12 protein-coding genes and 1 rRNA gene are annotated in these 14011 nt (G+C 67.5%); 12 read left to right on the forward strand and 1 reads right to left on the reverse strand.

What is annotated here, in order from left to right; genetic code table 11:
- From rrf to xerD, 11 genes are all read left to right on the forward strand, one after another.
- Positions 1-99 (forward strand): 5S ribosomal RNA (gene rrf / locus ABFX36_RS18305); the annotation flags it as partial.
- A gap of 804 nt (positions 100-903) precedes the next feature.
- Positions 904-2700, forward strand: coding sequence for an HAD-IIA family hydrolase (locus ABFX36_RS18310; RefSeq protein ID WP_346077715.1), 1797 nt, complete (start codon positions 904-906; stop codon positions 2698-2700).
- Between the two features lie 12 nt (positions 2701-2712).
- Positions 2713-2973, forward strand: a complete 261-nt coding sequence (locus tag ABFX36_RS18315; protein ID WP_045537983.1) for a hypothetical protein — start codon at positions 2713-2715, stop codon at positions 2971-2973.
- A gap of 57 nt (positions 2974-3030) precedes the next feature.
- Positions 3031-3948 carry a TlyA family RNA methyltransferase gene (locus ABFX36_RS18320; RefSeq protein WP_346077717.1) on the forward strand — a complete coding sequence of 306 codons (918 nt, stop codon included), beginning with the start codon at positions 3031-3033 and terminating at the stop codon, positions 3946-3948.
- A 14-nt stretch (positions 3949-3962) separates the two neighbouring features.
- On the forward strand, positions 3963-4931 hold the full coding sequence (locus ABFX36_RS18325; protein WP_006898318.1) for an NAD kinase: 969 nt from the start codon (positions 3963-3965) through the stop codon (positions 4929-4931).
- 6 nt (positions 4932-4937) lie between these two features.
- Positions 4938-6680 (forward strand): DNA repair protein RecN, encoded by a 1743-nt coding sequence (gene recN / locus ABFX36_RS18330; RefSeq protein ID WP_346077720.1) that lies wholly within the window; start codon positions 4938-4940, stop codon positions 6678-6680.
- A 115-nt stretch (positions 6681-6795) separates the two neighbouring features.
- The gene (gene steA / locus ABFX36_RS18335; protein ID WP_039868216.1) at positions 6796-7989 is read left to right on the forward strand and encodes a putative cytokinetic ring protein SteA; all 1194 of its coding nucleotides are present in this window, start codon (positions 6796-6798) and stop codon (positions 7987-7989) included.
- Positions 7986-8915, forward strand: coding sequence for a copper transporter (locus tag ABFX36_RS18340; protein WP_006898315.1), 930 nt, complete (start codon positions 7986-7988; stop codon positions 8913-8915). The genes steA and ABFX36_RS18340 overlap by 4 nt, the downstream gene beginning before the upstream one ends.
- 132 nt (positions 8916-9047) lie before the next feature.
- Complete coding sequence (gene pyrG / locus ABFX36_RS18345) at positions 9048-10784, forward strand: CTP synthase (RefSeq protein ID WP_006898314.1); 1737 nt, start codon at positions 9048-9050, stop codon at positions 10782-10784.
- A gap of 12 nt (positions 10785-10796) precedes the next feature.
- Positions 10797-11423, forward strand: a complete 627-nt coding sequence (locus ABFX36_RS18350; RefSeq protein ID WP_006898313.1) for an NUDIX domain-containing protein — start codon at positions 10797-10799, stop codon at positions 11421-11423.
- Between the two features lie 11 nt (positions 11424-11434).
- A complete protein-coding gene (xerD, locus tag ABFX36_RS18355) occupies positions 11435-12361 on the forward strand; it encodes a site-specific tyrosine recombinase XerD (RefSeq protein WP_045537988.1) in 927 nt (308 codons plus the stop codon).
- 19 nt (positions 12362-12380) lie between these two features.
- Here the strand turns inward: xerD and ABFX36_RS18360 are convergent, their stop codons facing one another.
- Positions 12381-13280, reverse strand: coding sequence for an LLM class flavin-dependent oxidoreductase (locus ABFX36_RS18360; RefSeq protein ID WP_045537990.1), 900 nt, complete (start codon positions 13278-13280; stop codon positions 12381-12383).
- A 139-nt stretch (positions 13281-13419) separates the two neighbouring features.
- Between ABFX36_RS18360 and ABFX36_RS18365 the strand changes: the two genes are divergently transcribed.
- Positions 13420-14011: DUF222 domain-containing protein (locus ABFX36_RS18365; protein ID WP_346077725.1), on the forward strand; the 592-nt coding region annotated here is incomplete at its 3' end.

Genomic DNA, 14011 nt, shown 5'->3' on the forward strand with positions numbered 1-14011 from the left:
GGGGAAACGCCCGGTCCCATTCCGAACCCGGAAGCTAAGCCCACCTGCGCCGATGGTACTGCACTGTAATGGGTGTGGGAGAGTAGGACACCGCCGAACACAACTTGTTGAGCCCCGATCAGACACCGTCTGATCGGGGCTCAACCCATTTCCCGGGACGTGCCCCCCGGCGAGTGTTGTCTGGGGTACGGCGCGCCTGACGGACCGCGAACGCGCACTCTTCAGGCTGGCTTCAGGCTGGTTGAGCGAGCGAAGCGAGTCGAAACCACCACACGAGGGGTGCAGGCTGGTCTCGATACGGCGTGCTCGCTACGCTCACCCGCCTACTCGACAAACCTCGAGTCGGAGAGCGCTTCCGGCAGGCTGGTTGAGCGAGCGCTTCAGGCTGGTTGAGCGAGCGAAGCGAGTCGAAACCACCACACGAGCGGTGCAGAGTCGTCTCGATACGGCGGGCTCGCTACGCTCGCTCGCCTACTCGACAAACCTCCGGGGGAGCCGGCGATTCCAGGCCGGTTGAGCGCGCACCCCCTTAGGCTGGTTGAGCGAGCGAAGCGAGTCGAAACCACCGCACGACGGGCAGAGTGGTCTCGATACGCCGTGCTCGCTACGCTCACCCGCCTACTCGACAAACCTCCGGGGGTCGGAGAGCGGTTCCCGCAGGCTGGTTGAGCGCGCACCCTCTTAGGCTTGTTGAGCGAGCGAAGCGAGTCGAAACCAAGCGAGAATGCAGCGGATCGTGCCCCGTCCTCGGGGCCGCACCACCGTCATGGCCATTCATCACGCTTGCTGAGCCAACGAAACTCAGCACAAACAGTGGCGCGGTGTCTCGGTACGGACCAGCGGCTGGCCATCCACTCGTTCTCAGTTAGCTTGTTCGCAGGTCGGCGAATAGATTAGACGGTTATGAGTACTACTGGTGGCGGACGGAATCCGGGCGGCCGGCGAAACGGGCGGCAGCGACGGACGGACGACCATGCGTCATCCGGACCCGGGATTCCCGACGACGTCTCGGCATCGGATCTCGATCCGGAAGTCAGGCGGGATCTGTCGGCTTTGGACAAGCTGACGGCCGACCGGGTCGCACGTCATCTGGTGATGGCGTCGTCGTTGCTGGAGGACGATCCGCAGGAGGCGCTGGCGCACGCCCGTGCCGCTCGGGCTCGGGCCGCACGGATCGCCGTCGTCCGCGAGACCGCGGGCATTGTGGCGTACTCTGCCGGGGAATGGCAGGAAGCGATCTCCGAACTGCGTGCCGCGCGAAGGATGAGCGGGAGCGATGCGCTGCTGCCGCTGATCGCCGACAGCGAACGCGGGCTGGGACAGCCCCGACGTGCGGTCGAGATCGCCGACAGCGACGAGGCACGCGATCTCAGCGCTGAGGCTGCGCTCGAGATGGCCATGGTCAAGGCCGGTGCTCTCATCGACCTGAAAGATCCCGAGTCGGCGGTGCGTGCGCTGAGTGATCAGGACCTGCGTCCAGGTCGGACCGGAACCCAGGCCGCGCGGCTGTTCTTCGCCTACGCTTCGGCCCTCGAGGCTGCTGGCCGTCGAGCCGACGCGGTGACCTGGTTCCAGAATGCGGCAGCCGCCGATATCGATGACCAGACCGACGCCGAGTTCCGGCTGATGGACCTGCTCGAGAGCACACCGGGCGTAGATACGTCGACCTCCGGCCATAGTGAACCGTCGTCGGCCTCCGTGGCTCTGGGCGATGCGTACGACGTGCTTCTGCTCGATCTCGACGGAACTCTGTACACCGGTTCCACAGCACTGCCCGGCGCGATCGAGGCCGTGGCGCAAACACACGGCACCGCGCTGTTCGTCACGAACAATGCCAGCCGTAGTCCCGAGCAGGTGCGCGATCATCTCCTCTCACTGGGGTTCGACGCGAAGTCCGAGCAAGTGGTCACCAGCGCTCAGGCCGGAGCGGACCTGGTTGCGGAGACGGTCGAGACGGGTTCGAAGGTCCTCGTCGTCGGTGCTGATGCTCTTCGCGATGAGATCAGGGCGCGCGGGCTGACTGTGGTCGACTCCGCCGACGATGAGCCGGCGGCTGTCGTCCAGGGCCACTCCCCGGAGACCGGTTGGGCGCAGCTGTCTGAGGGCGCCCTGGCGGTGCGACGTGGCGCTGCCTGGGTGGCGACCAACGTCGACTCGACCCTGCCGACCGAGCGCGGACTGATGGTCGGAAACGGATCGATGGTAGCGGCGATCGCCTCGGCGACCGGCCAGGAGCCCACCGTGGCAGGGAAGCCCGCGGCACCGATCATGCGAGGCGCACTGTCGCGCACCGACGGCAAGCGGCCCCTGATGGTCGGGGACCGGCTCGATACGGACATCGAGGGCGCGCACACCGTGGGGATCGACAGTCTGCTCGTCCTGGGCGGCGTCACGAGCGGACCCGAACTGCTCGCCGCCGAACCGCGGCAGCGGCCGACGTACATCGCGTCCGGGCTGGACGCGCTCAAGGAGCCGGCGGCGGAGTCCGCGATCGGTCCCCGTCCCGAGTGGAGCATCGAGATCAACGGCCAGCACGTCGCGGTCGCCGCGCGTTCGACGGGAACCGAGGCGAGTCTCGCCGCGGCGCTCGCGCACGCGGTGTGGACTGCCGACGTCGGTTCGTTCGATCTGCGGATCGCCGCCCAGGACGACGTGGCGGCGGAGACTCTCACCGCCCTCGGACTGACACCGCTGCGTTAGCCTGGTCTCGTCATGAGTGAGCCGAATACACCCCGCCCCGGTCCGTCACCGGCGTCGGTCGCCGCGGATCTGGCCGCACGCAATGCGCCGCCCGCAGACCCGGCAGAGCATCCGGCGCTGGCCGCTGCCGCGCAGTTGCTGGAGGAGGCGGAGATGGTTCGATCGGCCGCCGGTGACGAACTCGACCTCGGTGCGCTCGCCCGGCAGGCGGAATTGCTCACCAGCGCACACGACAGACTCGCCGCGGCGCTGGAAGACGCCGGCCGTGGCTGAACGCAACCGCATCTGCTGCCGTAGAAGGATCCGTTGCCCTAGACAGAAAGGCCGATGATGGCTGCTCGTGCACGGCTCGACGCCGAACTCGTGCGGCGCGGACTCGCCAGGTCCCGCGAGCAGGCCCGCGAGCTGATCGACGCCGGGAATGTCAAAGTCAACGGAACACCGGCCAGCAAGCCTGCGACCAATGTCGCCAGGGACACGCCGATCGTGGTGACTGAAGGGCAGACCGACGACTGGGCCTCCCGCGGGGCGCACAAGCTGCTCGGCGCCCTCGCCGCATTCGAACCGCTCGGGGTGTCCGTCGACGGTAAACGGTGTCTGGACGCAGGCGCGTCCACAGGCGGTTTCACCGACGTGCTGCTGCGACGCGGTGCTCGTGAAGTGGAAGCGGTCGACGTCGGCTACGGGCAGCTGGTGTGGAAGCTGCAGACCGACGAGCGGGTGCACGTCCACGATCGGACCAACGTCCGTCATCTCACGCCGGAAGTGATCGGCGGCCCGGTCGATCTCATCGTCGGAGACCTCTCCTTCATCTCGCTCAAGCTGGTGCTGCCTGCGCTCGCCGGCTGTCTCCGCCCCGGGGGCGACGCATTGCCGATGGTGAAGCCGCAGTTCGAGGTCGGAAAGAACCGTGTCGGAGCGGGTGGGGTGGTCCGTGACCCGCGACTGCGGGCAGAGGCGGTCGAGGACGTCGCGGCGATGGCGGCATCTCTCGGGCTCACCACTCGAGCGGTCGTGGCGAGCCCGCTTCCCGGACCGTCCGGCAATGTGGAATTCTTCCTCTGGTTGCACAAGGACGACGGCGTCGTTTCGGAGCCGAAGGTCCTGAGTGAGCAGATGTCGCACCCCGGCGATACCGTTGACTCGAAGATCGGCTCGGACGGTACCGATCACGATTGGGTGGATCAGGGTGAGGCCACGCGTGTCCGCGCTCTGATCGATCAGGCCGTCGCCGACGGTCCGCAATAGGGAGGGGGAGGGTGATGACATCATCGAGCGGGTCGCCGGACGGTACCCGGACCTTCCTGGTCGTGGCGCACACCGGCCGTGACGAGGTCACCGATACGCTCCTGACCATCGCGAAGCGCTGCGGTGACGCCGGTATCGCGGTCCGTGTCGTCGACCACGACACCCGCAGGCCGCCGCCTCCGAACGTCGAGACCCACCCGGTCGATCCGGAGATGCTGCGCGACGCCGGAGCGGATGTGGAGGTCGCTCACGCCGACTCGGTGTCGGCGCAGGGGTGTGAATTGGTGCTTGTGCTCGGCGGAGACGGCACTTTCCTGCGTGCCGCCGAACTGGCGTATCCCGCGGGCGTCCCATTGATGGGGATCAATCTCGGCCACATCGGATTCCTCGCGGAGGCGGAGGCGCACCGGATCGATGAAGTGCTCGACCTGCTGATCGCCGGCGACTACCGGGTCGTCGACCGGATGGTGCTGGACGTATCGGTGATCGACCCGGGGAGCGATGAGCCCCGTGCGCGCGACTGGGTGCTCAACGAGGTCGTCATTCAGAACACGTCGCACAACGGTGTTCTCGAACTCGTCACCGAGGTCGACGGGCGGCCGGTTGCGGCCTACGGCGCCGACGGACTGCTCGTCGCCACGCCCACCGGTTCCACTGCGTACGCGTTCTCCGCCGGCGGTCCGGTGATGTGGCCGGATCTGGAGGCGATCCTCGTGGTGCCGAGCAACGCCCACGCGCTGTTCGCCCGCCCGATGGTCACCAGTCCGCGATCGCGCGTGGCGGTGGAAGTCCACCGCGAGGGGCGCGACGGCGTCGCCTTGTGCGACGGCCGCCGGATCTTCGACGTACCCGCGGGGTCCAGGGTGGAGGTGGTGCGGGCGCAGCGTTCGCTTCGCTGGGTCCGCATCGATTCGGAGCCCTTCGCCGACCGACTCGTCACCAAGTTCTCGCTGCCGGTCACCGGCTGGCGGGGAAGGAGCTGAGACCCGTTGCTGGAAGAACTGTCGATCCGCAGTCTCGGTGTGCTCGAATCCGCGAGCGCGCAGTTCCATCCCGGATTCACCGTTCTGACCGGTGAGACGGGTGCGGGCAAGACGATGATCGTCACCAGCCTGCGGCTGCTGTCCGGAGCACGAGCGGACGCGGGACGTGTCCGGACCGGAGACGCGAAGGCGATCGTCGAAGGCCGGTTCCGCCTTCCCGAGGATCGGTCATCGGTGGCCGCAGTCCTCGACGAGACCGGTGCCGACGTCGATGACGACGACACCCTGATCGCGGCGCGGACGGTCAATGCCGATGGTCGCTCGCGCGCACATCTGGGCGGCCGCGCCGTACCCGTGGGCACGCTCGCGCAGCTGACGGGCGAACTGCTCGCGATCCACGGGCAGAACGATCAGTTGCGGTTGATCCGGCCGGAGCAGCAGCGCTCCGCGTTGGACCGGTATGCCGGTCCGGCGGCGGCCTCGACGCTCAAGAAGTACCGCGCGGCGCGCGCGGACTGGGTGGAACTGCTCGACGAACTCGACCGGCGTCGTGACAGCGCCCGAGAACTGGCCCAGGAGGCCGACCGGTTGCGGTTCGGAATCGACGAGATCGACGCCGTCGGACCCGAGCCCGGTGAGGACACCGATCTGATCGCGACGATCCGGAGGATGACCGATCTCGAGGAGATCAGGTCCACTGCGTATCAAGCACAGGAGATCGTGGCGGGTGCCGAAGGCGCGTCGGTGGTCGACGGTCTCGGCACCGTCCGCTCGCTGTTGGAGTCGGCGTCCGACGACGCCTTGCGCGATCTGCAGCCGCGAGTCGCCGAAGCACTGACGGTCGTCACCGACCTCGGCGCAGAGCTGAATTCGTTCCTCGGAGGCCTGCCGGACGACGCGGGTGACCTCGACGGCCTGCTGAACCGTCAAGCGGAACTCAAGTCGTTGACGCGCAAGTACGCCGCGGACATCGACGGCGTCCTGGCCTGGCGTGACGACGCACGTGAACGCCTGAGCGAGATCGAGGACCCCGAGGGTGCGATCGAACAACTCGAGGCTCGGGCCGCGGCCGCGCGGGACAAGGTGGCAGAACTGGCCGGCAAGCTGCACACCGTGCGGACGAAGTCGGCCAAGAGCCTCGCGAGCAAGGTCTCGGCCGAACTGGCTGGCTTGGCGATGGGCGGCAGCGCACTGGCCGTCTCGGTCTCGCTGCTGCCCGCAGACGACGACCGGCTCGCGATCGACGTCGGCGGACGGCGTGCGCACGCGGGCGGAGACGGTGCCGACCGCGTCGAATTCGGACTCGTGGCGCATAAGGGCGCGGCGCCTCTGCCGATCGCCAAATCGGCGTCGGGAGGCGAACTGTCGCGGGTGATGCTCGCGTTGGAAGTGGTTCTGGCCGAGCCGGATTCTGGCGGGGTGATGGTGTTCGACGAAGTCGACGCAGGCGTCGGCGGCGCGGCCGCCGTGCAGATCGGTGCGCGCCTCGCACGGTTGGCTCGACGCCATCAGGTGATCGTGGTGACACACCTTCCGCAAGTGGCCGCCTTTGCCGACAACCACCTCGTGATCGGCAAGTCCGGTGGTGGAAGCAAGGGCAGGCAGACCTCGACGCTGACCATGCTCGACCGCGACGAACGCATCGCGGAACTCGCCCGAATGCTCGCCGGTCTCGGGGACTCGGAGACCGGCAGGGCTCATGCGGAGGAACTCCTCGACACCGCGGAGCGGGCGCGCGCGGATTCCTGACGGGGAGCCGCCATTGTTTCGTCGCCGGAGGCGAGTGTTTCCAGTGTGACGAAAGTTGATATTGATACGGCGCGCCTCCGTGTGACTGATGTGCCTGAAGGTCACTATGGGACCCATGAGGATGCCAGCCCTGCTCTCGCGGAACACCGAAGCACTCCCCGGACTCACCGGCATCGCCCGGATCGACAAGGACGTCAAACGCCTCGTCAACCGAGTCGACCACGGTGCGGTCGTGATCCTGGACCAGGTCGACCTGGACCGGGTCACCGCTGACGCGCTGGTGGAGGCCGAGGTCGCGGCGGTGGTGAACGTCTCGCAGTCGATCACCGGCCGGTACCCGAACCTCGGTCCCGAGGTGCTCGCGGCTTCCGGCATCCCGCTGATCGACAACGTCGGCAGCGAAGTGTTCTCGCGAGTCAAGGACGGCACCAAGGTACGCCTCAACGAGGGCAAGCTGTACATCGGTGAACGCGTCATCGCTCGAGGTCAGGAACTCGGCGAACGCGAGATCGCCGACCTGATGCTCGACGCGAAGACCGGCCTCGTCGATCATCTCGAAGCCTTCTCCGGCAACACGATCGAGTTCATCCGCAGCGAGTCGCCGCTGCTGATCGACGGCGTCGGCGTGCCGAAGGTGAACGTCAAATTCGACCGCAGGCATGTCGTGATCGTGGCCGACGGCTCCGACCGCGCCGCAGACCTCAAATCGCTCAAACCCTTCATCAAGGAATACCAACCGGTGCTCGTCGGCGTCGGCGCCGGTGCGGACACCTTGATCAAGGCCGGTTACCGCCCGGCCCTCATCGTCGGGGACCCGGACGACATCCGCACCGAGACGCTCAAGTCCGGCGCCGAGGTGGTTCTGCCGGCCGACCCCGATGGCCACGCACCGGGCCTGGAGAGGATCCAGGATCTCGGCATCGGCGCCACCACCTTCCCGGCCGCCGGGTCGGCGCCGGACCTCGCGCTCCTGCTGGCCGACTACCACGGTGCCGACCTGATCGTGACCGCCGGACTCAGCGGCTCGATGAACGACTTCTTCGACCGCACGATGCGTGACCAGATCCCTTCGCGCTTCCTCACGCGACTGAAGGTCGGAGCGAAGTTGGTGGACGCGAAGGCCGTCGCCACGCTGTACCGCAGTCGGATCAGCGGAACGTTGATCGCCATGCTGATGGTCGCGGCACTGATCGCGATCATCGTGGCGGTCGTGATCACCCAGGGCGGCGGGGCAGCCGCCAGCGACTGGATGGTCGACCAGTGGCACTCGCTGACCGATTGGGTCAGCAGTGTGTGGAATACCAAATGATCTCTTTGCGCCAGCACGCCGTTTCGCTGATCGCAGTCTTCTTGGCTCTGACTCTGGGCCTGTTCCTCGGTTCCGGGTTCATCGGTGACCGAGTGAATGCCCTGACCGGCACCGATCGCGACAGAATCGGGAAGCTGCAAGACGAGCGCGATGCCCTCGACAAAGAGGTCGGGAACGACACCGCCTTCATCAAGGCGATCGGTCCCGAACTGACGAAGGGTGTTCTGAACAAGCGCGGCGTGCTCATCGTCACCGCGCCCGACGCCGCCGACGGCGATGTGGAAGCGCTGAAGGGGCTGGTCAACGGTGCGGGAGGCACGGTGACCGGCCAGATCGCGTTGACCACCGCGCTGGTCCGCGACGAGCAGGCGTCCAAGCTGCGCACCGTCGTCGACCAATCGATCCCTGCCGGCGCTCAGCTGCGCGTGGAGTACACCGATTCGGGCTCGCGGCTCGGTGATCTGCTGGGCACCGCACTTCTGACCCGGCCCGGACAGGCGCCCGCGTCGGACAGTGATCGGTCCACCGCACTTCAGACGCTTCGGCAGGCCGGGTTCCTCGAGTATCCGGACGGTGCGGTGCGGCCGGCCGACTTGGTGCTGGTCGTGACGGGCGGGGAGATGTCGTCGGACTCCGGTGCGCAGGGGCAGTTCGTCGGCAGGTTCTCCGCAGCGATGGCGGCACGCGGTTCCGGTGGCGTACTCGCCGGGCGGTCCGGTTCCGCCGAGGGCGGTTCACCGATCGGTGTGGTCCGGTCCGACCCGTCGCTGAACAATGCCGTCAGCACCGTCGACAACGTCGACCAACAGACCGGTCAGCTGACCACGGTGCTCGCTCTCGGCGATGAGACCGACGGCCGCACCGGCGCGTACGGCACCGGACCGGGTGCGACGGCGATCACGGTGGGAGCTGCTCCCTCGAAGTGACCGGAGCCGCGACACTCCCGGCGACGGTGGAGTCGGCTGCTCGTAGCGGCATTCCGCGCCGATGCTGTTAGGCTGAAGTCCCGTAGGTATTCAAGATTTCGCAGAGGCTTGAACCGCCCGACGGGAGAAAAATTGCGATCATTGCGTGACCAGCGCGCCGGAGCAAAGCACATCTTCGTGACCGGCGGTGTCGCCTCGTCACTCGGCAAAGGTCTGACGGCCTCGAGCCTCGGCCAGCTCCTGACCGCCCGCGGTATGCGGGTGACGATGCAGAAGGTCGATCCGTACCTGAACGTCGATCCGGGCACGATGAATCCGTTCCAGCACGGCGAGGTCTTCGTCACCGAGGACGGCGCCGAGACCGACCTGGACATCGGTCATTACGAGCGCTTCCTCGACCGCAATCTGTCCGGATCGGCGAATGTGACCACCGGGCAGGTGTACTCGACCGTCATCGCGAAGGAACGCCGCGGTGAGTACCTCGGCGACACCGTGCAGGTGATTCCGCATATCACGGACGAGCTGAAATCGCGGATGATGGCGATGCACGACCCCGACGCCGACGGCGAGGAGCCGGATGTCGTCATCACGGAGATCGGCGGAACCGTCGGCGACATCGAGTCGCAGCCGTTCATCGAAGCGGCTCGGCAGATCCGCCACGACCTCGGGCGCGACAACGTCTTCTTCCTGCACGTCTCCCTGGTTCCGTACCTGGCGCCCTCCGGCGAGCTGAAGACCAAGCCGACCCAGCATTCCGTGGCGGCGCTGCGGAGCATCGGCATCCAGCCCGACGCACTGATCCTGCGGTGCGATCGGCCCGTGCCGGAGGCGCTCAAGAAGAAGATCGCCCTGATGTGCGACGTCGACATCGACGGATGCATCTCGACGCCGGACGCACCGTCGATCTACGACATCCCCAAGGTGCTGCACTCGGAGCAACTCGACGCCTACGTGGTCCGTCAGCTGGGACTGCCCTTCCGCGACGTCGACTGGACCGTGTGGGGCGATCTCCTCGACCGGGTCCATTCGCCGCGCGAGACGGTGCGGATCGCGTTGGTCGGCAAGTACATCGACCTGCCGGACGCGTATCTGTCGGTCACCGAGGCGATCCGTGCCGGCGGCTTCGCCCACCACACGCGCACCGAGATCTCCTGGGTTCCGTCGGACGACTGCGAGACCTACGAGGGTGCGCACGCGGCCCTGCGGGACGTCGACGCGGTTCTGGTGCCCGGCGGGTTCGGGATCCGCGGGATCGAGGGCAAGCTGGGTGCCATCAAGTACGCGCGGGAGAACGGGATCCCGCTGCTGGGACTGTGCCTCGGTCTGCAGTGCGTCGTGATCGAGGCCGCGCGGCAGGCGGGACTGGCCGATGCCAGTTCCACCGAGTTCGATCCCGATACCCCTTCGCCGGTCATCGCGACGATGGCGGATCAGGAAGCGGCCGTGGCGGGCGATGCGGACCTCGGCGGGACGATGCGGCTGGGCGCGTACCCGGCCACGCTGATCCCGGGATCTCAGGTGGCGCGGGCGTACGGCGCCACCGAGGTGAGCGAGCGGCACCGCCACCGCTTCGAGGTCAACAATGCCTATCGGGACAAGATCGCCGAGTCCGGTCTGGTGTTCTCGGGCACGTCGCCGGACGGCAAGCTCGTCGAGTTCGTCGAATATCCGAAGGACGTCCATCCGTTCCTGGTCGCCACCCAGGCGCATCCGGAGCTCAAGAGCCGTCCCACTCGCCCGCACCCGTTGTTCAAGGCGTTCATCGAGGCCGCGTTGAAGTACAAGACCGCAGTGCGGCTGCCGGTGGAACTGGAAGGTTACGACGCGAGCGGAGTCGAGATCCTCGAGACCGTCGCAGACGGGGAATGAGGTGCTGAGCCGATGAGCGAGCCGGGATCGCACGAGTTCGTCACGCGGTCGTCGCGGACCGAGTACACCGGAGCGATCCTGGCTCTGCGCATCGACGAGGTGGAGATGCCAGGGGGCCGGACGGCCCGCCGCGAGGTGGTCGAGCACCACGGTGCCGTCGCCGTGGTGGCACGCGACGACGAAGGTCGGATCGCGATGGTGCGGCAGTATCGTCACCCGATCGGACGCCGGTTGCTGGAACTGCCCGCGGGTCTGCTCGACGGCGGACCGCAGGAATCGCCGTTGTCGGCCGCACAGCGGGAACTCGCCGAGGAGGCGGATCTGGCTGCGGACCGGTGGCGAGTGCTCGTCGACCTGGTCGTGTCTCCGGGGTTCACCGACGAGGCGTTGCGCGTCTATCTGGCGGAGAGTCTCCATCAGTTGCACGCCGCTGATCGTGAGGACGAGGAGGCGGATCTCGTCCTGGAATGGGTGCCGTTGGCCGACGCGGTGCGGATGTGCCTGTCGGGCGAGATCGTCAACGCGACGGCCGTGTCCGGAGTGCTCGCCGCGGCGGCGGCCGACGCGAGCGGTACGGAACTCCGCGCCACGGACGCACCGTGGCGAGATGAGCCGACGGCCTTCGCGGCACGCCGATAGGGCGGCGACAGATGTCCACCGCGACCGTCGACGACGCGATCGCCCGCTACCTCGACCATCTCACGGTGGAACGCGGGTCGGCGGTCAACACCGTCGCCTCCTACCGTCGCGACCTCGAACGGTATCGGTCGTTTCTCGACGGGCGCGGAATCTCCGAGATCGCCGCCATCACCGAGGAGGATGTGCGCGACTTCCTCGTCGCTCTGCGGCGCGGGGACCCTGGCAGCGGTGTTCCGGGACTGGCCGACTCGTCGGTCGCGCGGACGCTGGTGGCGGCGCGTGGCTTTCACAAATTCTGTACGGCCGAAGGGTTGGCCGGATCCGACGTCGCGCATGCGGTACGTCCGCCTAAGCCGCCGCGGCGCCTCCCGAAATCGTTGCCGGTAGACGATGTTCTCGCGATCCTCGACGCCGCGGGCTCCGGCGACGGGCCGCGCAGCCTGCGCGATCGAGCGCTCGTCGAACTGCTCTACAGCTGTGGTGCCCGGATTTCGGAGGTCACCTCGCTCGACCTCGACGACCTCGATCTGGAGCACCGCGCGGTCGTCTTGCGCGGCAAGGGCGGGAAGGAGCGGATCGTGCCGGTCGGCGGACCGGCGATCGACGCCGTGGACGCGTACCTCGTGCGCGGCCGGCCGGCGTTGGTGAAACGGGCGACGCCGGCGCTGTTCCTGAACGTCCGGGGCGGAAGACTGTCCCGGCAGAGTGCCTGGCAGGTGCTCGTCGACGCCGCGGAACGTGCCGGTGTCGACAAGGAGGTCTCGCCGCACACTCTGCGGCACAGTTTCGCCACGCATCTGCTCGACGGCGGCGCTGACGTTCGCGTGGTGCAGGAATTGCTCGGTCACTCGTCGGTGACGACGACTCAGGTGTACACGCTGGTCACGGTCAACACGATGCGCGAGGTGTATGCGACCGCGCACCCGCGGGCGCGCTGAGTACCGCCCCTCGCCACCCTCACGCCGACCGGTGCTCGGCGACCAGTTCCCGCACAGCGGGTGCCACCTGGGTGCCGATGGTCTCGATCTCGGCCGCGTCGTCCGTCGCGAAGATGAACCCGGTGATGCCGTAGTCGCGGGTGAGACCGGCGAGCTCGTCCACCCAGGATGCCGGCGGACCGCTGAGCAGATCTCCGCGAGCGTCGTTGAAGTGACCGCCGACGTTCAGGTATCGCCGGATAGCCGAGGGGTCACGGCCGGCGTCGATCGCGGCTGCGTCGATCACGGCATTCATCGAGGTCAGATCGCTGACCCCGTTCGGCAGATAGCTGAGCGACGGCAGGCAGCCGTCGCATTTGCGGCCGACGAGTCGGAGCATGCGCGGTTTGTACGCGCCGACGGTGATGCCGATCGGGTGGGCGGGCGCCGGGCCGCGTTTGGCGCCGTCCACCTGGTAGAAGTCACCGCTGAGATGAACGCCGGCGCGGGCCGAGGTGTCCCAGATCGCGCGCATCACGTCGATCGCCTCGTCCAGTGCACGACGGCTTTCTCCGGGGGTGCGACGCGGACCTCCCATCGCCGCGATCGCGTCGACGAAGCCGCCTGCACCCAGTGCGATCTCGCATCGACCGGCGGAGAGCAGATCGAGGCTCGCAGCGGCGCGGGCGAGAACAGCGGGAGGCCGCAGCGGGAGGTTGAGGACGTTTCCGGACAGAATCACGCGCTCGGTCCGCGCGGCGATGAAGCTCAGCAGGGTCCAGGTGTCGAGGAACGCCGGTTGGTACGGGTGGTCCTGGATCGTCACCATGTCGATGCCGGCGTCTTCGGCGGTCAGAGCCAGGTCGACGGCCTGCTGAGGTGCCTTTGACGTACCTGTGACGAAGACGCCGAAACGAAGCTCGAGACCGTAGTCGCTCATGGTTCGCAGACTACGACGACGAGTGCGCGAGCGCAGGCGAGCGCCGACTGTTTTGTCGGAGGTCGGCGGTAGAGTTCGAACATAGAAGCACAACAGAAGTGTTCTCGGACACTGTGCAGGTCGAAAGGGGGTGGGTTCGATGGTCGCGTCAGAAGTGCTGCTGCCGGACGACCCGGCCGCTCTCGCGCGGCTGTTGGAGGCTGCGGCGACCAAGTTCGGGTCCCTGCCGCTGTCCGCGGTGACCGAAGACACCCTGCTGGAAACCGTCGAGACATTGGAACGTACTCATCGTCGTCTCGACGGTGTCGACGCCGCGGTGTTGGTGGAGGTCTCCGACCGGGCCGTGTATCGCAAAGCCGGGTACCTGTCGGTGCATCAGTACTTGGCGCAGGGGTTGCGGCTCGGTGACGGTACCGCCCGCCGCCGACGCCTCAGCGCCGCTGGCATCGGACGATTCACCGACCTGCAAGGACAAACCCACCCACCGGTACTGCCGGCGACCGCGGTCGCGGTCGGCGAGGGTGCGATCGGTGCCGACCACGTCCGCGAAATCGACGCCATCATGGACAAGATCCCCACCGCCATCGACGCATCAGTACGCGCGCGGGCTGAGGCGCAGTTGGCGTGGGTCGCCCGTGAGTTGAGTCCGGCCGGTGTCCGCACCGCCGGCATCCGACTGCTCGCGCACCTGGATCCGGACGGAACCGTCACCGACGAACGCGACCGCAAAC

Origin of the sequence: Gordonia cholesterolivorans (assembly GCF_039531975.1) — a bacterium.
GTDB lineage: Bacteria > Actinomycetota > Actinomycetes > Mycobacteriales > Mycobacteriaceae > Gordonia > Gordonia sihwensis.

Bases quoted from the DNA above. Each gene is read 5' to 3' on its own strand.
- ABFX36_RS18310 (WP_346077715.1), top strand. From the start codon at position 904: ATGAGTACTACTGGTGGCGGACGGAATCCGGGCGGCCGGCGAAACGGG.
- ABFX36_RS18320 (WP_346077717.1), top strand. From the start codon at position 3,031: ATGGCTGCTCGTGCACGGCTCGACGCCGAACTCGTGCGGCGCGGACTC.
- xerD (WP_045537988.1), top strand. From the start codon at position 11,435: ATGTCCACCGCGACCGTCGACGACGCGATCGCCCGCTACCTCGACCAT.
- ABFX36_RS18325 (WP_006898318.1), top strand. From the start codon at position 3,963: ATGACATCATCGAGCGGGTCGCCGGACGGTACCCGGACCTTCCTGGTC.
- ABFX36_RS18360 (WP_045537990.1), bottom strand. From the start codon at position 13,280: ATGAGCGACTACGGTCTCGAGCTTCGTTTCGGCGTCTTCGTCACAGGT.
- ABFX36_RS18350 (WP_006898313.1), top strand. From the start codon at position 10,797: ATGAGCGAGCCGGGATCGCACGAGTTCGTCACGCGGTCGTCGCGGACC.
- steA (WP_039868216.1), top strand. From the start codon at position 6,796: ATGAGGATGCCAGCCCTGCTCTCGCGGAACACCGAAGCACTCCCCGGA.
- ABFX36_RS18315 (WP_045537983.1), top strand. From the start codon at position 2,713: ATGAGTGAGCCGAATACACCCCGCCCCGGTCCGTCACCGGCGTCGGTC.
- ABFX36_RS18340 (WP_006898315.1), top strand. From the start codon at position 7,986: ATGATCTCTTTGCGCCAGCACGCCGTTTCGCTGATCGCAGTCTTCTTG.